The organism is Nostoc sp. WHI (genome assembly GCF_015714725.1).
Classification (GTDB): domain Bacteria; phylum Cyanobacteriota; class Cyanobacteriia; order Cyanobacteriales; family Nostocaceae; genus Nostoc.
On the sequence record NZ_WBKM01000366.1, the window covers coordinates 39,022 to 63,280 of the forward strand.

Annotated in this window: 21 protein-coding genes; 7 read left to right on the forward strand and 14 right to left on the reverse strand. The window is 40.8% G+C overall.

The window, feature by feature from the left end:
* Window positions 1-9: 9 nt before the first annotated feature.
* Window positions 10-834, reverse strand: a complete 825-nt coding sequence (locus F8S12_RS37990) for an SDR family oxidoreductase (RefSeq protein WP_196521494.1) — start codon at window positions 832-834, stop codon at window positions 10-12.
* A 62-nt stretch (window positions 835-896) separates the two neighbouring features.
* Window positions 897-1,382 (reverse strand): glutathione peroxidase, encoded by a 486-nt coding sequence (locus tag F8S12_RS37995; RefSeq protein WP_196521495.1) that lies wholly within the window; start codon window positions 1,380-1,382, stop codon window positions 897-899.
* Window positions 1,383-1,915: 533 nt separating this feature from the next.
* Here F8S12_RS37995 and F8S12_RS38000 point away from each other — a divergent pair.
* A complete protein-coding gene (locus F8S12_RS38000) occupies window positions 1,916-2,344 on the forward strand; it encodes a hypothetical protein (protein WP_196521496.1) in 429 nt (142 codons plus the stop codon).
* 198 nt (window positions 2,345-2,542) lie between these two features.
* Here F8S12_RS38000 and cysK read toward each other — a convergent pair whose 3' ends face one another.
* Window positions 2,543-3,505 (reverse strand): cysteine synthase A, encoded by a 963-nt coding sequence (cysK, locus tag F8S12_RS38005; protein WP_196521497.1) that lies wholly within the window; start codon window positions 3,503-3,505, stop codon window positions 2,543-2,545.
* An 18-nt stretch (window positions 3,506-3,523) separates the two neighbouring features.
* Window positions 3,524-3,994, reverse strand: coding sequence for an RrF2 family transcriptional regulator (locus tag F8S12_RS38010; protein ID WP_196521522.1), 471 nt, complete (start codon window positions 3,992-3,994; stop codon window positions 3,524-3,526).
* Window positions 3,995-4,217: 223 nt separating this feature from the next.
* On the opposite strand from F8S12_RS38010, the gene cysE reads away from it, so the two are divergent.
* Both cysE and F8S12_RS38020 read left to right on the forward strand, forming a co-directional pair.
* Complete coding sequence (gene cysE / locus F8S12_RS38015) at window positions 4,218-4,946, forward strand: serine O-acetyltransferase (protein WP_196521498.1); 729 nt, start codon at window positions 4,218-4,220, stop codon at window positions 4,944-4,946.
* 135 nt (window positions 4,947-5,081) lie between these two features.
* Complete coding sequence (locus tag F8S12_RS38020) at window positions 5,082-5,672, forward strand: Crp/Fnr family transcriptional regulator (protein ID WP_196521499.1); 591 nt, start codon at window positions 5,082-5,084, stop codon at window positions 5,670-5,672.
* A gap of 41 nt (window positions 5,673-5,713) precedes the next feature.
* Here F8S12_RS38020 and F8S12_RS38025 read toward each other — a convergent pair whose 3' ends face one another.
* Window positions 5,714-6,358: an NIL domain-containing protein gene (locus F8S12_RS38025; RefSeq protein ID WP_196521500.1), complete on the reverse strand. Its 645-nt coding sequence runs from the start codon at window positions 6,356-6,358 to the stop codon at window positions 5,714-5,716.
* Between the two features lie 514 nt (window positions 6,359-6,872).
* Here F8S12_RS38025 and F8S12_RS38030 point away from each other — a divergent pair.
* Both F8S12_RS38030 and F8S12_RS38035 read left to right on the forward strand, forming a co-directional pair.
* The gene (locus tag F8S12_RS38030; RefSeq protein ID WP_196521501.1) at window positions 6,873-8,384 is read left to right on the forward strand and encodes a hypothetical protein; all 1,512 of its coding nucleotides are present in this window, start codon (window positions 6,873-6,875) and stop codon (window positions 8,382-8,384) included.
* 290 nt (window positions 8,385-8,674) lie between these two features.
* Window positions 8,675-10,186, forward strand: a complete 1,512-nt coding sequence (locus tag F8S12_RS38035; RefSeq protein ID WP_196521502.1) for a glycosyltransferase family 39 protein — start codon at window positions 8,675-8,677, stop codon at window positions 10,184-10,186.
* A 179-nt stretch (window positions 10,187-10,365) separates the two neighbouring features.
* Here the strand turns inward: F8S12_RS38035 and F8S12_RS38040 are convergent, their stop codons facing one another.
* The 4 genes from F8S12_RS38040 to F8S12_RS38055 all read right to left on the reverse strand — a co-directional run bounded on the left by F8S12_RS38040 (window position 10,366) and on the right by F8S12_RS38055 (window position 13,831).
* Window positions 10,366-10,632, reverse strand: coding sequence for an NIL domain-containing protein (locus F8S12_RS38040; protein WP_196521503.1), 267 nt, complete (start codon window positions 10,630-10,632; stop codon window positions 10,366-10,368).
* Window positions 10,633-10,785: 153 nt separating this feature from the next.
* Window positions 10,786-11,664 (reverse strand): sulfate ABC transporter permease subunit CysW, encoded by an 879-nt coding sequence (gene cysW / locus F8S12_RS38045; protein ID WP_196521504.1) that lies wholly within the window; start codon window positions 11,662-11,664, stop codon window positions 10,786-10,788.
* Window positions 11,651-12,511: a sulfate ABC transporter permease subunit CysT gene (gene cysT / locus F8S12_RS38050; RefSeq protein WP_196521505.1), complete on the reverse strand. Its 861-nt coding sequence runs from the start codon at window positions 12,509-12,511 to the stop codon at window positions 11,651-11,653. The genes cysW and cysT overlap by 14 nt, the downstream gene beginning before the upstream one ends.
* Window positions 12,512-12,685: 174 nt before the next feature.
* Window positions 12,686-13,831 (reverse strand): sulfate ABC transporter substrate-binding protein, encoded by a 1,146-nt coding sequence (locus tag F8S12_RS38055; protein ID WP_196521506.1) that lies wholly within the window; start codon window positions 13,829-13,831, stop codon window positions 12,686-12,688.
* A gap of 402 nt (window positions 13,832-14,233) precedes the next feature.
* Between F8S12_RS38055 and F8S12_RS38060 the strand changes: the two genes are divergently transcribed.
* Window positions 14,234-14,437 (forward strand): hypothetical protein, encoded by a 204-nt coding sequence (locus F8S12_RS38060; protein WP_196521507.1) that lies wholly within the window; start codon window positions 14,234-14,236, stop codon window positions 14,435-14,437.
* Window positions 14,438-14,970: 533 nt separating this feature from the next.
* On the opposite strand, the gene ssuD is transcribed toward F8S12_RS38060, so the two are convergent.
* From ssuD to F8S12_RS38085, 5 genes are all read right to left on the reverse strand, one after another.
* The gene (gene ssuD, locus F8S12_RS38065; RefSeq protein WP_196521508.1) at window positions 14,971-16,146 is read right to left on the reverse strand and encodes an FMNH2-dependent alkanesulfonate monooxygenase; all 1,176 of its coding nucleotides are present in this window, start codon (window positions 16,144-16,146) and stop codon (window positions 14,971-14,973) included.
* 165 nt (window positions 16,147-16,311) lie between these two features.
* Window positions 16,312-17,889, reverse strand: coding sequence for an efflux RND transporter periplasmic adaptor subunit (locus F8S12_RS38070; protein ID WP_196521509.1), 1,578 nt, complete (start codon window positions 17,887-17,889; stop codon window positions 16,312-16,314).
* A 527-nt stretch (window positions 17,890-18,416) separates the two neighbouring features.
* Entirely contained in the window at window positions 18,417-19,706 is a 1,290-nt protein-coding gene (locus F8S12_RS38075; RefSeq protein WP_196521510.1) for a glycosyltransferase family 4 protein, read from the reverse strand.
* Window positions 19,707-20,394: 688 nt separating this feature from the next.
* Window positions 20,395-20,973: a PEP-CTERM sorting domain-containing protein gene (locus F8S12_RS38080; RefSeq protein WP_196521511.1), complete on the reverse strand. Its 579-nt coding sequence runs from the start codon at window positions 20,971-20,973 to the stop codon at window positions 20,395-20,397.
* A gap of 95 nt (window positions 20,974-21,068) precedes the next feature.
* The gene (locus F8S12_RS38085; protein ID WP_196521512.1) at window positions 21,069-21,638 is read right to left on the reverse strand and encodes a PEP-CTERM sorting domain-containing protein; all 570 of its coding nucleotides are present in this window, start codon (window positions 21,636-21,638) and stop codon (window positions 21,069-21,071) included.
* Between the two features lie 400 nt (window positions 21,639-22,038).
* Here F8S12_RS38085 and glyS point away from each other — a divergent pair, with 400 nt between their 5' ends.
* Window positions 22,039-24,192 (forward strand): glycine--tRNA ligase subunit beta, encoded by a 2,154-nt coding sequence (gene glyS / locus F8S12_RS38090; protein ID WP_196521513.1) that lies wholly within the window; start codon window positions 22,039-22,041, stop codon window positions 24,190-24,192.
* Window positions 24,193-24,259 lie beyond the last annotated feature (67 nt).

Here is a 24,259-nt window from a genome sequence, read left to right on the forward strand (position 1 = left end):
TAATACTTGCTAAAAAACCATCTGTGGATGAATCAACTGATATCCAGCCTCTTTGAGCTTTTCATTTGATACCCAAGCATTATAGGGGCGAGTACTGTTGATAGAAGTATCCCATATAACTTTGGGTAAATTGTGTTTTTCAAATAAGCTGTCTAGCAACTCTCGACTGGTAAGATGTGCATCATCCACTAAATTATAAATTCCTTGCAAACGATGGTGACGCGCAAATTCTACTGCACCAACAATATCATCCAGATGAATCCAATTCGTGATGTCTTCGCCGTTACCGGGACGGGTTGTACCAGAATATCTATTAAATATTTTTATCAGTTCCCTGCCAGTCCCGTAAATCCCTCCTAAGCGGAAGATACAAACACGGAGATTTTCGCTAGATGCTGATAGTAAAATATCCTCTGTTTTTCGGAGAATTTGTGCATTTAAAGTGGCAGGGGCGAGGGGTGTTTCTTCATCTACCCATACACCATTTCTGTCACCATATACGGCATAACTCCCTGTGTATATTAATTGTTTCACACTCTTCATCTGCCGTAAGACTGAAACTAAAGTTTGGGCAGTTTGTAGATAAGTTTCTTCATAAACCTCTGCACTTTTTGCCCCAACACTCAAAAGTACAACATCTTGATTGTGTAAAACTGATTTTAGACTATCTAGGTCATTACTTCGGGTAACTACAACTTTTTGCGCTACTGATTGTAGGGCAGGGAGACGCTCAGAAGAAGTTGTGGTTGCACTGACAACAAAATCCATCTTTTGCTGCCAACATTGAGCAACTTTATAGCCAACATAACCACAACCAATGATTGCAACGTTCATGACAACTTAGATACAAATAATAATTCAAAATCCAAGATTAACAATCCCCAGAAATAAAAGGATTATTTTGCTAATTCTTTTTCAATTATGGCAATTATCTCTGGTGAATTTGGCTGAACACTGCTATTAAATCGAGCTACAACTTCACCTTGCTTATTAACTAAAAATTTTTCAAAGTTCCAAGCAATAGGTCCCGTTGGCTCAACGCTTTTGGTAAGTCGATCATAAAGTGGGTGCTGCTGCGAGCCTTTGGCATGAACTTTATCGAATAGTTCAAAGGTAACGCCATAAGTACTTGTACAGAATTGGATAATCTCTTCATTGCTTCCTGGTTCCTGCGCTCCAAAATCGTTACAAGGGAACCCCAAAATACGTAAACCTGTTTCCCCATATTTATGGTTCAATTTTTCTAGTCCTTCGTATTGGGAAGTATAACCGCAGTAGGAAGCCACATTTACAATTAAGAGTACTTTTCCGGTGTAGTCGTTTAACTGCTTATCTTCACCGTTGATGGTCTTCACTGCGATGTCCGAAATTGTGTTATTCATCTTAAAATCTGATTTATAGAGAATATTGCCAAGTTTCCCATATTACAGGTACTCTAAAGCTGATTTCTTCAAGGAATTTAGGTTTTTTAGCCTTGGTTCTCAATCCGATTATGTATAAGCTATCTTTAGCTGACTTGTCTGCGACACACTACGCGATCGCTTGAGAAACTAAGTTTATATATTCACAATAGACTTATTTAGTCTCTTAAATTCCCTCATAAAGTACTATAAATAATTCTCAAGTAATTTTCCACTATTGAGAATGATGACCTTTTGGGCGATCGCAACAAATCATCAAAGCAAAACCCCGCAGAGCATGGGAACGAGAGAATCGCGCTTTTTTCGACTTGTGTATACACCGTAGGTACTATGGGGGAATATGACCCAAAGCAAGAGGATATTGCTGAACTGCATCAAAATTATTAAAATAATCTATCATTGAGCAGTTTGACTCTTAGACTCGTAGAGGAGTTTATCGAATGAACCATCGAATTTTACTAAACTGGGCTACGCTTCCTAAGCTTGCAAGCTCAATGCTAACGATAATACTGATGCCAGGTTTAACCCTTGCGGCTGGAACAAGAACGTCTGCTTCCGTTCAAACCTCATGCAATGTACCTGTAGATTCTGGCATGAGTTTCTTAGAAACAAGGCTAGCGTTCCAGAATGCTGAAACCAACGCCGCATCTTCGACTGAAAGTTTGATCGAAGACTCTTTAATGGATTTCAGCGCTGCGGAAAGCGATGCGGCGGTTGCGCTGTTTGGTTGTGACTGTCCACCTTGTATGAATGCATTACGCCAAGTGCGGAGCCAATTATCCAGTCAAGTTTTGTTGAGCAGTAGTCAAATTTTGCCGAGCAATAATCAAGGGCATTGCTGGACAGCGCTACAGGAACAGAATTCTCCACAAAAGGTGCAAGAGGTACTACAAAACCTAGTAACAGAAGAAACCAATCAATAAGGTGATTTCTAATTAAAAAAATACCTATGTTGACGAGTTTCAAGTTCGCTCAACTTTCGACCACTCAGTTGGTTGAGCGTTCGCGTAGCGTCTCGCAGAGAAGTCGAAACCAACTGCTATGGTAAATTTATTAGAATTTATTGCTATATCTAGCAATAAAAATTGTTTTGCTTTTAGTGAGTGTTACTAAATCAGGAATCAAACTTTGCTCAACCACTCATTTTCCTCTGGATCTTTGAACAGTGAGGTACTGAGGTAGCGTTCGCCAAAGCTAGGCTGGATCATGACGATTAGACGGCCTGCATTTTCTGGTCGCTGTGCCACTTGAATCGCCGCGTATAAAGCTGCGCCAGTAGAAATACCGGATAGCAATCCTTCTTCTTTTGCTAGACGACGGCTGTAAGCGATCGCTTGCTCATCCGCCACTTGAATCACTTCATCTACTAATTCTGGGCGGTAAATTGCTGGGATAAATCCCGGGCCGATACCTTGGATTTTATGAGGCCCTGATTTACCACCCGCTAATACTGGGCTGTTGCTTGGTTCAACTGCGATCGCTTGAAAACTCGGCTTCCGTCTTTTAATAACTTCAGATACTCCCGTAATCGTCCCACCAGTACCCACTCCCGCCACGAGAATATCCACCTGTCCATCGGTATCATCCCAGATTTCTTCTGCTGTGGTTTCGGCGTGAACTTTCGGGTTAGCGGGGTTGCGGAACTGCTGCAACATATAAGCATTGGGCGTTTGAGCTAAAATCTGCTCTGCACGACCGATGGCTCCTCGCATTCCTTCTACCCCTGGCGTTAACTCTAGTTGAGCGCCATAAGCTCGGAGCATTGATCGTCTTTCCTGGCTCATTGTGTCAGGCATCGTTAGAATAAGATGATAACCCTTAGCGGCCGCCACCATCGCTAGCGCAATTCCCGTATTCCCAGAAGTTGGTTCTACCAAAACAGTTTTTCCTGGGTGAATCAAGCCTGCTTCTTCCGCCGCTTCCACCATACTCGCGCCAATCCTGTCTTTGACAGAAGACGCTGGATTCATGCTTTCTAGCTTCACTACAATCTGAGCAACTGCTCCCAAAGCTTGGGGAATATTATTTAATTGGACTAAAGGAGTTCGTCCGATTAACTCTGTAATATCTTTTGCTATCCGCATATCAATACTCCGTCGTGTCTAAATATAATACATCGGACTTTGCTGGGCGCGAGTTTCTCTTTCTTGGCACAAGTCTTGGAGCGTATAGCGTCCCAAAACTTCAATCGCGGCAGCGTTAGCTTGCTCCCAAACTTCATAAACCAAAGTCCTTTCTAGAGTGGGAGGGTCAGAGCTATTTTTCTCTTTCCGCTCACCTTCGACCAAAGTGACAATTTCCAACAAGGTGATCTGCCAAGGTTCACGAACCAAAAGGAAACCTCCTTTAGAGCCGCGTTGACTCTGCACCACACCAGCACGCCGGAGGTTGGTCAAAATTTGTTCCAGATAGCGTTCGGGTATGGGCTGTTTAGCAGTGATCTCGCTCATCGTTAAGGGAAGTTTTTTTCCGTGGTGGCTTGCCAGTTCTAAAAGTGCCAGCAGCGCATATTCCACTTTAGAAGAAATATCTAGGAGAGCGTAGTTTTGGCTATTCAAGACTGTACTCAACATACTACGGTGAATCGATGAATTTATCGCATCTTGTAGGAAATTAATTTTTCTCAAGGTATTTAGATGTGATAGCATCCCACTTACTAACACCATAAATTCGACAAGTCTATCGACTTACCGTAGATTATCTTACACAATGACCAAAAATAAGTCATTTTTTGCAGGAATTACCTTGCATTGATAGTTTCACAGCCTCACCTACCAAAGATGATGTCAACTGAGTATGCTAATAACTGATTTGCGAACCATTTTTGAGCGTGATCCAGCAGCCCGTAACTGGTTGGAAGTATTGTTCTGTTACCCTGGACTCCAAGCCCTAATATTCCATCGCTTGGCGCACTGGCTGCATAAATTAGGGATTCCCTTTATACCTCGGTTTATCTCTCATATTAGTCGGTTTTTAACTGGAATTGAAATCCATCCAGGGGCATTAATTGGCCAGGGAGTTTTTATTGATCACGGTATGGGAGTAGTGATTGGTGAGACAGCAATCGTAGGTGATTATGCCTTAATTTATCAAGGTGTCACCTTGGGTGGTACAGGCAAAGAAACCGGTAAGCGCCATCCAACTTTAGGCGCTCATGTAGTTGTGGGAGCGGGTGCAAAAGTATTAGGAAATATTCAAATTGGCGATCGCGTCCGCATTGGAGCCGGTTCTGTGGTGCTGCGAGATGTGCCTAGCAATACTACTGTAGTCGGGATTCCAGGGCGCGTGACTCGTCAAAACAACTTACCTACCAATGTTCTGGATCATGATAAAGTACGCGACGTAGAAGCTGAAGTAATCCGCGCTTTATTTGAACGCGTGAAGGTTCTAGAAAAACAGTTTGAGCAGTTGCAAGATAAATCAAGTTTGTCCCTAACTGAGCTTGGCGACGAACAAACCGACAACCCTAAGTGCAATAATTCTGATGGGATGATTGAAGATTTTCTTGATGGTGCGGGAATTTAGAAAATAGGGCACTGGGCATTAGTTATTAATTATTTTCCTCTGCTTCCCCACTCTTTTCTTTAAAATACCCATAAGCTCTGATAACCTGATATAAATATAATACTACGGTTATTGAATCGGAAATTAGTATTATATATGGTGTCTTTGTACACAAGCTTATCTAGCTCAAGTAGTAATAAGACGAAGCAAATTTTTGCCCGTCGGTCATTTCTGCCAGGGCATCAAAGCGGCCTTTGGGAAATTGAAAGGGGTTTTGTCAGGACTTTTACCTATCTGGAAGATGGTACAACCGTCGCTCTGGGATTGTGGGGACCTGGAGATGTCGTTGGGAAAGCTTTGTCAAAATTAGAACCTTATCAGATGGAATGCCTAACTAAAGTAGAGGCGACAGTCTTACCTTTAGAAGAGTGGACTCAATTAACAGAAACTCTACTTGCTCATATTCAACAGGCTCAAGAATTGATGGTTATTCGTAGCCATAAAAAAGTTGATACCATGCTCATCAAGCTGTTGGCATGGTTATCCAAAAAATTTGGTTCGGAAGTTGAAAAAGGACGTTTAATAGATATGCGTCTGACTCATGAAGACCTGGCCCAAATGCTCGGTTCAACTCGTGTGACCATCACTCGCGTTCTTGGGCAATTTGAGCAAGAGGGCTTGATTGATCGCCTTTCTCTACATCGAATTGTGCTGCGAGAAGAAGAGATTTGGTATTATGAAATTTAGATTATTTCAGCATTTTGAATGCTGATTCCTAAATTCTTTCCTTAGCGATCGCCATAGATGCTAGACAAATCTAGCCAAATTGGTAGCCCCAGTTTTTCTAAATAATTCAGACTAGAGTAGAGTTGCTTTGTTCTGCCCCACAAATCTAAGTCAAACCAACCGTCATCTTCCGTATTAGGTTTAAGTATAGCACTGGTGATATTGACTGTTAATCCATAACGAGAAACTAACTCACAAATCACTGGTTCCTCGTAATAGGTTTTTAAGACGCACAGTTGCAACCGCAATCGATTGGTTTGACCTGTAGAAATCCATTGTTGGAATTGTTCTTGCCATTGATCTGTCAGCCATCCAGCGTCTTTGGGACTCAGTTTGTTAGCTGGATTTGGGAAAGGTAGAGAGTGCTGGTTGGGTTGAATATGGTTAGCGATCGCTAGTTGCAGCAAATTTACTCCCAATCCTTGCAAGTAAGATAAGCTATTTGTCAGTTTTTGAGGATTTCCTGAAAGTTCCAAATCAAACCAGCCGTCGCTGTCACTGTCGGATGTCAGGGATGCAGCTTTTATATTGACGGTTAAACCATAACGAGACACCAGTCGGGAAATTACAGGTTGCCTGTGATAGCGCTGAGGCACAAGAATTCGGCTGTGGACTGAAGCAGGTTCTACAGATTTAGTGGGAGACATCAGATTAATTCTCCATAGCGATGCCTACGACGGGCTGCGCCTACGCAATTTTTAGGTTCGGCAAACAATCTCAGGACTTACGCACTGAAAACTTGAAAGCTTGATCCCCTCAAGCAAGCTTTCAAAAAGGGGGAATCTTAAAAGCCCCCTTTTTAAGGGGGTTGGGGGATCTCGATCTCGTATGCGTAAGTCCTAAATCTTACTGATGCCGTACCTCTAAAACTCAACCGTGCCTGTTTGGATGTCAACCTTACAGAGATTTTCATCTTTTTGGCTCTTCTTATACTACGACAAATCTATCAATTTAATGTACTTTATTGTTATATAAAGGAGAATTTCATAAAGACTATAAAAAATAATGAGTAAATTTACGTAAAATATGCCCAATTAATGTAAAAATTTTGTTAGATTTTTAGCGAACGAATCACACTCAATTACACAATCGCGTTGCTCTTACTCTGGTAAAATATTAATCAGTATAGAATAGCAACTTAAGTATTGATTATAAGATTTTATGATTAGTATTACTAAATTAAATAGAATTGACTTTCTAGTTTTGATTGTGATTGTAATAATTGGTCTTATACATTTACCTTTTCCATTTAATGGAGATCAAGCATTTTTTAGGCTAGGTGCTTTCGAGATACAACAAGGGAAGATACTTTATCGTGATTTTTGGGATGTGAAGCAACCGGGGATTTTTTACTTTTATTTTTTGGCGGGAACTTTGTTTGGTTTTAATGAGATTGGTATCCATGTCTTTGAACTTATCTACATGGTGTTCTTTTCTATAATATTGTTGCTGAGTCTCAAAAGCTATTTTCAGCATCAGATAATCGCAAGTTTAGTACCTTTATTAACGGTTGGCGTTTACTATATTGTTTCAGGGTCTTGGCATCTTACTCAAGTAGAAGCACTGGTTGGTTTTCCTTTATTCATTTGTCTTTGGCTGACTTATCAATCTTTTAAATATGAAGGGAAGCAAAGATTTTTCCTACTTTTACTGTCAGGCTTTGTTGGTGGAATTGTCCTCATATTTAAATTAATATTTTTGCTAATATTACTTTCGTTTTGGCTAACTCTCTTAATATATTCTGTACTAATAAAACGGCAGAAAATTGAGAAAGCCTTGGTAGAAATCGGTCTTTCAATTTTTATAGGGATTATATTTCCGATTCTATATGTTGTTAGCTACTTTGCCTGGTTTAATAGTTTATCAATTTTGTATCAGACATTCTTTTTATATCCACCTCGGATTGTTGCTAATTTCCAATTTGATCCAAGGAATTTTTTTTCGGGAATCAAATGGTTCTTATATGGTTTTTACCCTCTAATTTTAGCGGCTATTGTTGGGGTAGATATATCATTGCGTAAGTCTAAAAATATATTGACTTTGCTACTTGTTATTTGGTGTATTGTTGGTTTGGGTGTTATTTTTCTCCAAAGTGGGGCATTGTGGGAGTACCATTATTTACTATTGTTTGTACCTGTAGGTATTTTAGCAACTAAAGGATTAGATGTAATATGGCAGTCTTCAAAAAAATTGACTTCCCCACTTACTACAATTCTGCTTGTACTTTTATTTTTCTTACCTTTACCGTATACTCTTGTAAAAAAGAGTGTTTTTTTGGTTAATAATAACTTTGCTTTGGCTGAAGATACACGATTGAAATATCAGACTATTTTTAGGGAAAAATATCCCTTTTTTCGTTCAGAGGCTGACTTTATCTCCCAACCAGGAAGTCTGCCAGGTGAGATTTATGTAGCTGGTGATCCATCTATTTACTACTTCTCTAATCGTACTCAGGCAACATCACTACGGGGTTGGGCGCTTGAATATTTTCTGCCTGAACAATGGACAAAACTTCTAGAGCAGTTAGATTCATCAAAGCCTCCTTATATCTTTATTGATTATGTTCAGCAGGCTACCATCAAAGAAAATTTCCCAAAAATGTTGGAATTTATTGAGCAAAGATACCGTATTTTACGTCAAAATAATAACGGTATCTGGTATGTCTTTTTGTAAATAACCTACCACCAATTGCTAAGAGGAATATGGTGAGGACTTTTTAAAAGCCCTAGTTTATCCAACGACTTACAGCGTTTTTCGTCCATTTCATTTGAAACACAATCCTCGATAGGGGGGCGCACAGCTATCTGTGCGCCCCCCTATGTGTCGCTATAAACCTTACCAATCATTTACTTTAGTGTCGTCCCAGACTATCGCACTCATCTTAATAAAATTGCGTTGATCTATACTCTGGTAGGATATTAATCAGTGTAGGATAGTCGCTGGAGTTTGGATTATAAGATTTTATGATTAGTATTACCAAGTTAAATAGAATTGACTTTCTAGTTTTGATCGTGATTGTGGTGATTGGTCTTATACATTTACCTTTTCCATTTAACGGCGATCAAGCATTGTTTAATCTAGGTGCTTTGGAAATGCAACAAGGAAAGTTACTCTATCGTGATTTTTGGGATGTGAAGCAACCGGGGATTTTTTACTTTTATTTTTTGGCGGGAACTTTGTTTGGTTTTAATGAGATTGGCATCCATGTCTTTGAACTTATCTACATGGTGTTCTTTTCTATAATATTGTTGCTGAGTCTCAAAAGCTATTTTCAGCATCAGATAATCGCAAGTTTAGTACCTTTATTAACGGTTGGCGTTTACTATATTGTTTCAGGGTCTTGGCATCTTACTCAAGTAGAAGCATTGGTTGGTTTTCCTTTATTCATTTGTCTGTGGCTGACTTATCAATCTTTTAAATATGAAGGGAAGCAAAGGTTTTTCCTACTTTTACTGTCAGGCTTTGTTGGTGGAATTGTCCTCATATTTAAATTTGCATTTTTGCTAATATTACTTTCGTTTTGGCTAACTCTCTTGATATATTCTGTACTAATAAAACGGCAGAAAATTAAGAAAGTCTTGGTAGAAATCGGTCTTTCAATTTTTATAGGGATTACATTTCCGATTCTATTTTTTGTTAGCTACTTTGCCTGGTTTAATAGTTTATCAATTTTGTATCAGACATTCTTTTTATATCCACCTCGGATTGCTGCTAATTTTGGATTTAATAAAGGTAGGCTGATTTGGGGAATAAAATGGTTCTTACAAAGTTTTTCACCTTTACTTTTAGTGGGTGTTATTGCAATAAATGTATCCATGCGGAAAGGTAAAAATTTATTGACTTTGTTACTTTTTCTTTGGTGTGTTTCTGGTTTAGGCGTTATTTTTCTACAACGTTGGTCATTGTGGGAGTACCACTATTTACTATTGTTTGTACCTGTAGGTATTTTAGCAACTAAAGGCTTAGATATCTTATGGCAACCTTTAAAAGCATTGAGTTACCGAATTACTATAATTCTGATTTTACTTTTATTATTATCACCTTTGATATATAGTTTTACTGGAAAAATTGCTGTTCTAGTTCAAAACAACTTTGCTTTGACAAAAGATACACGTTTAAAATATCAAACTGTATTAAGACCAATTTATTCATCCCTTCGCTCAGAGGTTGATATTATCTCTCAACCAACAAGTCTTCCTGGTGAGATTTATGTAGCTGGAGATCCATCTATTTACTACTTATCTGATCGGACTCAAGCAATATCTCTAAATGGTTGGTCACTTGAATATTTTCTGCCTGAGCAATGGCCAGAACTTCTAGAACAGTTAGATTCATCAAAGCCTCCTTATATTTATATTAATTCTACTTACCAGGCTATTATCAAAAAAACTTTTCCAAAGATGCTGGAATTTCTTAGCCAAAGATACCGGATTTTACAACAAAATAATAAAGGGATTTGGTATATCCTTTTGTAAACAAAGCATCACCAATTGCTAAGAGGAATATAGTAGTGGGGGCTTTTTAAAAGCCCTAGTTTACCTTATTTATCACTTTTAACTCGGCACTTTTCATGCAACGACTTATAGCGTTTTTCATCTATTTGAACTACAATCCTCAATAGGGGCGTACAGCTAGCTATGTGTTGCCATAACCCTTACCAATCATTTGCTTTAGTGTCATCCCAGACTTCCAACTCCAAGTCGCGGAGATAGGTTAACCCGCTCTGAATTTGTACATCTGTTCCTTGTAGTTCAAGGTCAAACCAACCATCACCGATCGCATTCGCTCCCAAAATTGCTGCTGTAATATTTACAGTCAGTCCATAGTCAGACACCAGGCGAGAGATGACAGGTTCCTGGTGATAATTCTTAGGAATTCTGAGTCGAATCCGTTTATTGGTAAGTGTATTGTCACTAGCCATATCTAAATTATTTCAATCCCTGGTAGGGATTGGTACAGAACTACCCTTAACCCTAATGGTAATTTCCTAATAGGTACTAGGTAGATCGTACCATGTCCCATGATTTGCTTGTATCCTATTTAAAAGATAACTTTTCTAAGCGCTTGAGTTTTTTTATTCAACATCTCTAATGCGGGTTTTGCGTTCTAAAATCTCCTTCAGCACTAAGGTTACCACTGCTAGCAGCGCCAACAGTACAGCCGCAGAGAAGGCAGCTTCGGTTTCATATTGTTTGTAAGCCTCTTCTACAAACAGTGGTAGGCTCTGAGTTTCGTCAGCAATGTTGCCAGATACCACCGAAACCGCCCCGAATTCACCCATTGCTCTGGCATTGGTCAAAATTAAACCGTAGAGTAAGCCCCAACGAATACTAGGTAAGGTAACGCGCCAAAATATTTGCCAATCTTTCGCACCTAAAGTTCTAGCAGCTTCTTCTTGATCCTTACCAAATTCTTCTAAAACAGGAATCACTTCCCGCGCCACAAAGGGCATACTCACGAAGGCTGTAGCTAGCACCATACCTGGAAAGGCAAAGATAATCTTGATATCATGAGCCTGGAGCCAAGGGCCAAACCATCCATTGCGTCCGTAAAGTAGCACAATCATCAATCCTGCGACTACGGGCGAGATTGAAAAGGGGAGGTCAATAATGCTCAAAACTATGGCGCGTCCAGGAAATTTGTGCCGAGCGATCGCCCAAGCTGCACACAACCCAAATACAGTATTTACAGGTAGAGAAATCAAAGCTAGCAACAGTGTCAGCCAAGCTGCATGGAGAAAAGCTGGTCGCGTCAAGTTGGACAGAAATGGCCCAAATCCTTTGCTGAAGGCTTGGACAAAAACGTTAATTGACGGGATGTATTGAACTAAGGCTAAATAGGCGATCGCTACACCAATTAAAACTATTGGCACCCAACTCTTTTGCTCTTTAACAGGCTTGGCTGTATCTGTATCAGATGCAGATGAGTGAAAACTTGGCTTATCTACTGTCATATCGCCTTGCCCATGCTTGTAAGAAATTAATTGCCAATAGCATTACCAATGAAATTAATAGTAAAACTATGCCAATTACTGTTGCACCAGAATAGTCATATTGTTCTAATCGCTGGAAAATCAGCACAGGTGCGATTAAATCTTGGAATGGTGTATTGGAAGAGATAATTACAGTGGAACCATACTCACCAACTGCACGGGAGAAACCCAAGGCAACACCAGTTAAAATTGTCGGAAATAAAGGCGGCAAAATCACTTTCCAGAAAGTCTGCCATTGAGAAGCACCTAAACACCAGGAGGCTTCTTCAATTTCATGTTCCATTTCCTGAAGCACGGGTTGCACAGTTCTCACGATAAAAGGTAGTGAGATAAATATCATTGCTACCGCTACTCCCGTGCGGGTGAAAGACACCTTAATTCCCAGTGGTGCTAGTAGCGAACCTATCCAGCCATTATCGCTGTAAACTGTTGCCAGGGTTAACCCTGCTACCGAAGTTGGCAGGGCAAAGGGTAAATCTACGGTGGCGTCAATCAAGCGTTTTAAGGGAAAGTCGTAGCGAACCAAAACCCAAGCAATCAAAGTACCAAAAACACCATTGAGTAAGGCAGCAAATATTGCCGTGACAAACGTGACATTATATGTTGCCAATGCTATATCACTGGTTGCGATCGCCCAAAATCTTGCCGGAGTTTCCGTACTCGCTTTCAGGAACATGGCAATCATCGGGATAAATAACATCACTGTCAGGTATCCTATGGTGATTCGCCAAGTCCAAGGAATTCGCTGCAATGTCTTCCAGAATGGTGTTTTGGGTTCAGCTTCTACAGAAGAAGATATAGTCGTCACGTCGCTTTGCTCCAAATTCAAAATAACTTGTTTGTCAGTATTCGTAATTAGTAATTAAATTAATTGCTCTGTCCTTCAATTACGAATTACGAATTACGTTAGCGTAGCGGTAGCGATAGCGTAGCGGTAGCGAGTCATCGAGCGTCGGAACGAGCGTCATTACGAATTATTTAATTACCGTTTCTTTTGAGCTTGAATCTTGTCAAAAATTGCCCCATCCGCGAAGAACTTTTTATCAATTGCTTCCCAACCGCCGAAGTCTGCAACTATACCTAAAGTTTTCACCTTGGGAAATTTATCTGTAGCTTCTTTAGTTTGAGCCACTTCTTCATTACCGGGACGGAATCCTAATTTGACAAACTCTTGCTGCGCTTCTGGTGTATAGAGGTATTTGACAAAACCTTCAGCAACTTCGCGGTTGCCGTGCTTATCGACATTTTTATCTACCACGGCGATCGGGTTGTCAATGGATATGTTCACATCAGGAATGATATAATCAACCTTCTCGCCTTTTTGTTGTGCTAGGATAACTTCGTTTTCGTAGTTTATCAAGACATCCCCTTGCCCTTGCTTGGCAAAGGCATCAGTGGCTTCTCGCGCATCTTTAGTCAGAATTGGTACGTTATTGTAAACCTTGGTAACAAATTCTATAGCTTTAGCATCGTCGCCACCTGTTTTAATTACAGAGTTCCAAAGTGCCAAGAAATTCCAGCGGGCAATGCCTGACGTTTTTGGATCAGCAGTAATCATTTTTACATCACCTGTCGCCAAATCTTCCCAGGTTTTAATACCTTTAGGATTACCTGAGCGAGTTATTAGCGCTGCCACAGATTTGGAGACAATTCCATTATTAGGAACTTCTTTCTCCCAACCAGGCTCAATCAATCCAGCTTTCTCAATCTTTGAGGTGTCTCCAGCTAGCGCCAAGTGGACTACATCTGCTTCCAGTCCATCAATAACGGCGCGAGTTTGAGAACCAGATCCGCCATAGCTTTGCTTGAAGACGACAGTTTGGTTATGATCTTTCTTCCACTGTTCGACAAATTTGGGAATAATCGCCTCGTGAGCTGCTTTGGTAACTGCAAACGACACAAGAGTTAATTCAACGTTATCTTTGCTTGCAGCCACAGGACTAGCAGTAGGGTTTTGTGTGGAAGAATTACTTTCATTTCCACCAGAGCAGGCAGCAAGCGCCACACTCAAAACAGTAGCTACTAGAAAGAGCGATACAAAGCCTTTGAGTGAATTCAGTCTGAACCGATACGTTCTATGTTCAGCGATCGCTTGTAACCTTTTCAGTGGGCGTTGCCATAAACTCATTCTATTTCCTCCACTAAATCTACAAATAATTGATGGGAATACAGTTATATACTGTTTATAATACTAGATGATTACATATATCTAGTTGCAAACACCCAAAACCTCATATTCTTTATCAAGAATATGGTGATTTTACCAGTTCTGTGAGGAATTACATATACTTTTATCTTCAACTATCAAGTTGCCATAACAATTAGCTACTTTGTGTATCAAGCAACTTGCTAGGGAATAGCTAATTTTTGACAATAACCTATTTTAGCGATCGGCTTTGCTCAATGCAGTGCAACAAAATCAAGTAACGTCTTGAATGCAAGGGCAATTAATGCGTGAATTACTTACATAAACAAACAAACAAGCCATTTTAGTAAGTCAAATGAGCTTTTGCTTGCAGAAAACACTAAAATGAGTAAGTCAAATGAGCTTTTGCTTGCGGAAAACACCAAAATGAGTAAGTCAAATGCCATTTTACTTAAGTCAAATAAGCTTTTGCTTGCGGAAAACACCAAAATGAGTAAGTCAAATGCCATTTTACTTAAGTCAAATAAGCTTTTGATTAAGTCAAATGCCATTTTACTTATTAAATATGAAGTTTTGAGAAAGCTATAAGCCTTTTTGCTGATTAAATATAAATTTCAGTTAAATATACGATCACTTCTGTTTGTTAGGCTCTAAAACTGGTGCTTGATAAACTCAGAGCAATAGAATTGTCAAGGTTAGCGATGTCTACGACGGGCTACGCCTACGCATCGTTAATGATTGCACTAAAGTTAAAACATGGTTTGGAATAGATGCATTTTATTTACCCATGCCCTCAAATTTAGAATATTCCTTATTAAGGGAGATCCGTTTGTGGACTCTTCAAGAATCCCCGTCCCTTTAGGGCTGGGAAGTATCAATTGTAAAATCTAAACCGCAAGAAATTCATCCATTCTTATGACTGTCAAACTCCAGACCGAAAACGACTTTCTTACGCCAAGCAGTAGTATAAAGATAAATCAAAAAGTAGAAAACGAAAAAGTTCTATGTTCTCATTGCCAGCGCACCGCTACAAACGGTATTAAATGTAAAGGGATTTGTGTGGCTGAGAATGACTACTAAGGTATCAATTTTATCGCTCCTGAATATTGTAATTTGGATTATTAATCAACAGTGAATGAGGCAGTTTTCTTTTGAAAAGCTCTCGGTTGCTGCTCTGGAAAATCTTGATTGGCAACAATTTCGCCAAATGGACTTAATACGTGCTGCTGTTCGATTGTGGGAACATTCTCCAACGGCAGATGTGGGAATAACAATTCTGCCACTCGATAAGCCTCTTCTAAGTGAGGATAACCAGAGAGAATAAAGCTATCAATACCCAAGTCTGCGTATTCCAACATTCTTTTAGCGACAGTATGAGCATCGCCTACTAAAGCCGTTCCGGCTCCACCTCGCACTAAACCGACCCCCGCCCACAAATTTGGACTAATTTCCAAGGCTTCTTGACTACCTTTATGTAGTTGAGTCATGCGACTTTGCCCAACGGAATCCATCCGCGAGTATGCTTTTTGGGCATTAGCGATCGCTTTCTCATCCACATACCGAATCAGTTCATTTGCTGCATCCCAAGCTTCACTCTCAGTTTCCCGGACAATTACATGCATGCGAATGCCAAACTGCAATGTCCGTCCCTCGGCTTCTGCAAGTCTCCGAACTGAGGTAATTTTTTCAGCAACCTGATCTGGTGGCTCACCCCAAGTCAGGTACACATCCACATGTTTAGCTGCAACACGCTGGGCGATCGCAGAGGAACCCCCAAACCATAAGGGCGGATAGGGTTTCTGAATTGGCACAAACAAGAGTTTACCACCCTCAATGTGCAGGTGTTCACCTGTAAAATTGATTTCCTCACCTGCGACAATTTGCCGCCACACTGTCAAAAACTCATCCGTCAATTCATAGCGGCGATCGTGACTCAAGTGCAAGCCATCACCCGCTAACTCTATGGGATCGCCGCCTGTTACTACGTTAATCAGTAAACGCCCACCAGAAAGGCGATCAAACGTCGCTGCCATCCGTGCGGCCACTCCAGGCGATACCAATCCAGGACGCACCGCCACTAGAAAACGCATTTGTCGAGTCAGGGACACAAGAGAAGATGCCACAATCCAGGCATCTTCGCAAGAACGCCCTGTAGGTAGTAATGCCCCTGTATAACCAAGGTCATCTACTGCTTGAGCAATTTGTCGTAAATAGGGAAAACTAACTGCCCGACCGCCTGTAGCAGTTCCAAGGTAGCGCCCGTCACCGTGGGTTGGGATAAACCATAGTAGCTGCATGATCCCTTTCCTATTTAAAGTACTGTATTTCGATAGAGTTACTGTTATACAGTTGTTAACTTAGGAGTATTGCACAGGCAATTGATTAAATCAAGCTACTTTTACAAAAAGTCTGTTGCTGAAGCTATGCGATGTCTACGACGGGCTACGCCTACGCGGTCATGGTTAAAAACTCCGACTACCCACTTCTTGAGGTGCAAGAGTAATGGGAGCGCCATTTCTGAGGTTGAGAATCCCAGAAACAACAATTTTTTCCCCAGCTTTTAGTCCTTCGATAACTTGATAATTATTCCCCTCAATAACTCCCAATTTCACGGATTTTTGTTGAGCCACCAAAGATGGCGCTCCAGGTTTAGGCTTTTCCTGCGGTGCTTGAGCGACAAACACAAAAGTCTCTCCACCCAGGCGAGATACTGCTGTAACTGGAATTAAGATTCCTGGACGTTGGTTCCAGATAACTTTGGTTTGCACCAACTGGCGATTGAGCAGTTGCCGTCTAGAGTTACCAAAGTTGGCTTTAGCCAAAACTGTCTGCGAATCTGAGCTGGCATCTGGGGAGATGAAAGTTACCTTACCCCTTGCTGTGGGTTTGCCTTGGGTGTCCAGCATTTGCACTGGTAATCCCAAGCGCAGCTTTTGGGCTTCTTGTAACGGAACGGAAATATTCAGTTCTAAAGAGTCATTTCTAGTCAATGTAGTGAGTTGATCTGCTTTTTCTACATAATCTCCCACCTTTGCTGGAATATCACCAACAATGCCAGTGAAAGGAGCTAGGACTTTTGTGTATTGCAGTTGGACTTGAGCAGCCTGGACTTGGGCAGATGCTTGAGTTACTTGCGATCGCGCTTGGGCAATTTCTTCTGGGCGAGAACCATTTTCCAGTTGCCTTAAGTTTTGTTTCTGTTGTTCCAGGGCACCACCTAGTTCATTGATACTAGAATTTCTGCTTTTGCGGACTTGATCTAGGCGTTTCTGGGCTACGACAAGGGCAGCTTCAGCACTTTGCTGTTCTTTGAGATATCCTTCTAAGACATCTTGGGAAACTGCACCCTCTTTTCTCAATTGTGCGTATCGCTTGGCTCGTGACTGTGCTAGTTCCACATCAGATTTAGCTGACTGTATTTGAGCCTCAGCTTGAGCAATTTCTTCTGGTTGCGATCCAGATTGAGCATCTGTAAGGCGAGCTTGGGCTTGGATTAATTGCGCTCTACCTTGGGCAACTTCCTCTTTTCGAGTACCCGCGTTGAGTTCGGCAAGACGTGCCTGGGCTTGTGCGAGTCCGCCTTTAGCTTGTAATAATTGAGCTTGAACATTGTCACTTTCCAGGCTAAGAATAACTTGCCCTTGTTGAACACGGTTGCCTTCTTGAATCAGAATCTGGGTAACTCGTCCTTCAACCTGTGGTCTGATGATTACCGCTTGTGGAGCCTCTAAAGAACCAATAAACTCCGAACTTTCCTGCACAGTTCGAGTTTCTACAGTTGCTAGCTTGACGGGAATTGCCCCAGGTTGACCAGCACCTGCCTCAGCACCCGATGGTACATTGCTAGTTTGCCACCAGCGCCAACCAAAACCACCACCTGCAATTAACAGGACAATTCCCAATAGCATAAGCCAAGGTTTCTTTTGAGGTGGCTTAGGCGATCGCTCTGGCTTTGATAGCGGCTCTTGAGTGGAATCAGTAACAGCAGGTTGTTCTATTTCAATAGGAAGGGGAAATTCTGGGAACTCAGAATGGGACATCTTCGTTTTCTCGTCTTGTGGATTTAAACTTGGGTAATATACTCTTGGCTAAAAAAGCATTGTTTGAATAGTTTTTTAACTATTTTTTCTCTATAGGTTAGAGATAAATATTGCTCAGGATGTCTAGCATCTGAAACTATCAAATCTACTTAGCACATTATGGTTAATTTGTACATTGTCTAACTCCTAGAAGTTATTTATAGGGATGATTTATAAACCTTGGTTTTGGCTCAGAGAGGAAGTGCGTCTATTTATCTGCCAACACTATACCGTCTTTGATACTAAATTCTCCATAAGTGTTTGTAAGCGCTTGCTTGCATTATAACCATATACCAGAAGTGATTGATATAAGGTTTCGTCTGTGCAGCCAAGCCAGCAATACCCGATTTAATGATAAAGGCTCCTATGTTCAGCCGTCTCTGCTGTAGGAGGGGATGTAAGTCCTAATCTTGGGCGAAAGTCTAAGTTTAGGCACTCCCCCGTGATTACAGAAGCTCCACCCTCAGCCGTAGGCAGGGTGGGGTAGTTCACCCATCTACAATTGATTTTTTGGAATCCAATTTTGGTAAGATACACACAGTTGAGCCTGGGTTGGCAACAACATGAGAAAATAGCCTTTCATACCGATTAAGTGCTTGCTCCAAGGAATAGTTTTCTTCGGCAAACTGTCTTCCTGTGTTACCTAGCTTTGCCCCTAAAGTAGGATTAACATATAAATCATAAAGCGCAGCAGCCATTGCATCGGGTGATTCTGGCTCAACAATTATGCCACCACCACTGAGTTCTATTGCTTTAGCAGCAGTACCAGTGGCTGGAACTGAACCAACAATGGGGCGACCACTCGCCAGGAGCAGTGGTATTTTTGAAGGCATATTGAACGAAATTACATTGCGCTTTTGCACAATCAGTCCCACATCAGATCCTGCTAGCATTTCGGGTAGTTTTTCTCGCGGCTGCAACGGCAGCAGCAAAACATTATCCGCTCCATTTAATAGACAATATTCCTGCAATCTTTGCAATGCTTTTGATTCGCCAACAATAACAAAGACGATTTCTTTGATATGACGCAAGCAAACTGCTGCTTCTATTACTGTCTCTAAACCTTGCGTTAAAGCAATGTTGCCCGAATAGAGAACTACAAATTTCCCATTTAGTTTATGGCTAGATATCCATGAGTTGTTCTCCTTGGGTAACGGGCGAATAAAATTTACATTTACCCAATTAGGAATACAAACAATTTTATTAGCTGGTACTCCCTTATTCACTAAATTCTCACTAAATCCGTCAGCGATGACACTAATTGTGTGTGCAGTTCGATATGCAAATTTCTCTAGGGCTGCAAGAGTTCGGATCATCCATTTGTTTTTCAGTAGCCCGATACGCACGGCAGCCTCTGGTAGAATATCTTGCACATTCAGAATTATCGGGCAATTATATAACCAACCAAGTATTGTTGCGGGTAATGTACCTAATAGAGGCGGAACTGTTAAGATAATCACGTCGGGACGTCTGCCTTTGAAGCCTTGTGGCAAGCTCGTAAAAACAAAACTCAATTCCAGCAACAACCGATCCACAAGATTAGGTTTAGATTTAATTCTGAGGTAACTTCGCTGGATGGTGACGCCATTTTTTTGCTCTGTAATATACCATTTACCTCGATACCCATCATATATCTCGCGCTGAGGATAGTTGGGCATTCCGGTGATTACCCGCACTTCATGACCTCGCTTTACTAGTCCTTCTGCCAATTCAGTCATTAACGGAGCAATTCCAATCGGCTCTGGATGATAGTTGTAGGAATAAATCAGAATGTGCATGAGCTATTTGTGAATTTTTTAAAGACAGTCTGAGGTAGCGAGTTTATTCCTTATAGTAAGTAGTGGTTGCTACTTTTGTTACTTGTAATAGTCTTTTATTAAGATTGCGTTAAAAATCGTTTATGACTTTTAGGAATAATTTTTTAAAGATAATTTTTGTACTGCATAAAACACTTAAAAATCAAAATATCAGCTTGTGTAAACAGGCTAGGCTTTTATAGACCTAGGTTTTAGTGTGTAGTAATTATGACAATTGTTAGTTTGGTTAGTTCTAACTAATGCCTAAATTTACACTTGGGGAATTGTAGTATTATATTCACAGTTATACACATAACACTCGTTCCACCCTTTAAACTGGCACATAGAGTATTTTTAATCAAGTCATCATTATTGTATTTACTGGGGAACACCTTACTTTTTGCTGAGTTAAAAGTGCTGTTAGCGGTAGCGGGGCGTTTGGCTTGTGTTAATTTAAAAGGCTGCCCACAAGGGGAGGTAGTGCGGAGCTTTTACTAAGCAAATAAGTACTGAGTGCCTTTGCTTCATTCAGCACCCAGTACTGGGCTTTATAAGAGTGTTGATCACGAAACGATGAGTTTTAATGATAGACCCACCATTTTATTTAACCAGTTGGGCTAAAATATAATTTCAATAAATTTGGCAACCTCTGATCAGAAAGCCCTACTTTCTAGCAAGAGGCTTGCTTTTTCTTCAAAGTTGAACCTACACCCAAGGTAGCAAGTGCCAGTAAACCTAAGATAGAAGCAGGTTCAGGAACTTGGGCTACCTGAATAGAGCCAGAATTTTGATCTAGTGTTATGGATGTTCCTTGTTGATCGACATCCTGAAGTAATCGCAAAGATTCGCCAACCGTTCCCTGGAAGAAATATTCTCCAATTACACCGGTTCCTCCTGCTATATCCAGGGAACCAAACAATGTCTGAGTGGAAGTATCAAAGTTGAAAGCGAAGAAGCTAGATTCTGAGACCCCACCAGCAACGGTGTTATAAGTTCCAAGAGGATTATTAGATGGGTCTAAGAAAGAAACATTCAAGGATTGTAAAAAGTTGGTTGCCCCACTACCACTTTCTGAAATAACTGTAGGTGCTGTAGCTTCGTCGTAGCTAAATGAACCTGTTGCTGAATAGCCAGCATCACCTAACCAGTTAAAGTTGAAATCAATAGCTTGAGCTGGATTGTTAGCACTAGCAGCGATCGCAACGCTGGTTGCTGCGATCGTGGCGACTTTAGCGAAAATGTTTTTCATTGTCATAACTCCAAAATTAATTGACATCATGATGTAGATATCAACCTATAAACAGTCTAAGCTTACGATAGAAGTTGACCAGAAAGCCCTACTTTCTAGCAAGAGGCTTGCTTTTTCTTGAAAGTTGAACCTACACTTAAGGTAGCAAGTGCCAGTAAACCCAATATAGAAGCAGGTTCAGGAACTTGGGCTACCTGAATAGAGCCAGAATTTTGATCTAGTGTTATGTCTTGCCCGACAAACTGACGTAAGAACAAAGAGTCGCCAATCGTTCCCTGCAAGAAAGATTCTCCGATTACACCCAGCCCTCCTCCTATATCTAGGGGACCAAACAATGTTTGAGTGGAAGTATCAAAGTTGAAAGCGAAGAAGCTAGATTCTGAGACTCCACCAGCAACGGTGTTATAAGTTTGCAAAAGATTATTAGATGGGTCTAAGAAGGAGACATTCAAGGATTGTAAAAAGTTGGTTGCCCCACTACCACTTTCTGAAATAATTGTAGGTGCTGTAGCTTCGTCGTAGCTAAATGAACCTGTTGCTGAATAACCAGCATCACCTAACCAGTTAAAGTTGAAATCAATAGCTTGAGCTGGGTTGTTAGCACTAGCAGCGATCGCAACGCTGGTTGCTGCGATCGTAGCGATTTTAGCGAAAATATTTTTCATTGTCATAACTCCAAAATTAATTGACATCATGATGTAGATATCAACCTATAAACAGTTTAAGCTTACGATAGAAGGATGTATAAGTAAATACTGCATAAAACTACGGTAGTAAACGTAATAAATCAATGAAGAGAAAGACTTTTTTGTGAAGTTTTGGATAAGATGTCAAGTTGATCCAACAAACCTAATCTCGACTTTATCCATTTTAGGGATGTATGTGGCAAGGCTTACTAACTAATTTTCCAGCTGGGTCAACTGTTATTTCTGGATGTATGGGAAAAGATGGGACATAGTTAAAGATTCACGAGAAACATCAAAACTCTAATTACTTAAAAATCACAAGCGATCGCCTGATAATAACTGATAAAGTTGAGCTACGCAAAGTTGAAAACAGTGTCCTATGCCTGGGTTTCTATTAGAAGTTGGTACAGAAGAACTACCTGCAAGTTTTCTCAGTGATGCTTTAGTGCAATGGCAGGAGCGGATTCCCCAAAGCCTGGAAGCAAACAGCCTCAAGGGCGAAAGCGTCCAGGTGTACGGTACTCCCCGGCGTCTGGCGGTATTAATTAAAGGTCTACCATCTCAGCAACCAGACCGAGAAGAAGAAATTAAAGGGCCTCCCGCTCAAGCAGCCTTTAAAGATGGTCAACCGACACCAGCAGCAGCAGGCTTTGCCAAAAGGCAAGGCGTGGAACTAGATACGCTGTTTGTTCGCCCAACTGATAAAGGGGATTTTGTCTTTGTCCAAAAAAGAATTCTCGGCCGTCCTGTGGCGGAAATTTTGACAGAACTTGTTCCCCAGTGGATTTGGGGTTTAGAAGGTAAGCGGTTGATGCGGTGGGGAAATGGGGATGCAAGGTTTTCTCGACCAATTCGTTGGCTAGTAGCTTTGTTAGATCAAGAGGTACTGCCTCTAGAATTAGTGAATGGTTCTAAAACGATTAAAAGCGATCGCATTTCCCAAGGTCATCGTGTCTTGCATCCTGAACCTGTGACAATTGCTCAAGCTATTGATTATGTCACCACGCTAGGGTCTGCATACGTCACAGTTGATCCCGATGAACGGGCAAATGTAATCAAAGAGCAAGTAAATGCAGTCGCACAGAATTTAGGCGGGTATACAGTAATTTACCCCGATTTGTTAGCGGAAGTAACCAATCTTGTAGAGTATCCTTCCGCAGTTGCTGGTAAATTTGAACCAGAATTTTTGGAATTACCAACTGAGGTAATTACTGAAGTTATGGTTACTCATCAGCGTTATTTCCCTGTATTTAAATCAGATAGTTCTCAGCAAGAATTATTGCCTAATTTCATCACCATTTCTAACGGTGATCCTAAGAAATCAGATATTGTTGCCGTAGGAAATGAAAGGGTGATTCGTGCCAGATTGGCTGATGGCAGATTTTTCTACGAAGCTGATTTAACTAAGCCAATAGAAAGCTTTTTACCACAGTTAGAAAAAGTCACTTTCCAAGAAGAATTGGGTTCGGTGCGTACCAAGATAGATAGAATAGTTAAAATTGCCGAGCAAATTACCAGCCAATTAGAATTAGACGAAAATCAAAGCCAGAAAATCCAACGCGCTGCTTTATTATGTAAAGCAGATTTGGTTACGCAAATGGTGTATGAATTCCCAGAATTACAAGGGATTATGGGAGAAAAATATGCTTTGGCCAGTGGTGAAGATGCCGAAGTAGCAAAGGCAATTTTTCAACATTATTTGCCAACGGGAGCAGGTGATATTTTACCGGGAACACTCACGGGTCAAATTGTCGGTTTGGCAGATAGATTAGATACCTTGGTGAGTATCTTTGGTTTAGGTTTAATTCCCTCTGGTTCCTCTGATCCCTTCGCTTTGCGCCGGGCTGCAAATGCTGTAGTTAAAGTTACTTGGTTTTATAATTTACCGATAAATTTAGATGATTTATTGGCACAAATAGCAACAGATTTTGCAGCAACATATCACAAAGATCAGACATCATTAACGGCAGCATTACAAGAGTTTTTCTTACAACGTATCCGCACTTTACTGCAAGAAGAAAAGCAAATTGATTACGATTTGGTAAATGCAGTTTTGGGAGAAAATGATCCAGAATACACAGAACGGACGTTAAAGGATTTATTAGATGTACGCGATCGCGCCTTATATCTGCAACAAATCCGCAACGATGGTACTTTAGATAACATCTACGAAACCGTTAACCGTTCCACACGATTAGCTGCTCAAGGTGATTTGGATACAAAACAGCTAGAACCGGCAACCGTAGTTAATCAAGAACTATTCCAAAAACCCTCTGAGGTAGCTTTGTATAATGCTTTAATTGAATCAGTACCGCTTTCCTCAGCAGCACAGCAGACACGAAATTATCAACTGTTAGTAGCAGCACTAACAAAAATTGCTCCGACAGTTAGTAACTTCTTTGATGGCCCCGATAGCGTTTTAGTTATGGACTCCGATCCAGAAGTCAAGCGTAATCGATTATATCTGCTCGGATTAGTTCGCAATCATGCCCGTGTTTTAGCTGATTTTGGTGCGATCGTCAAAAATCTGTAGCGTAGGTTAGCAAAAAGTTGTGTAATTTTTGCTAAAAACGTTAATATAGGGAGTGCTTAACCAGGGA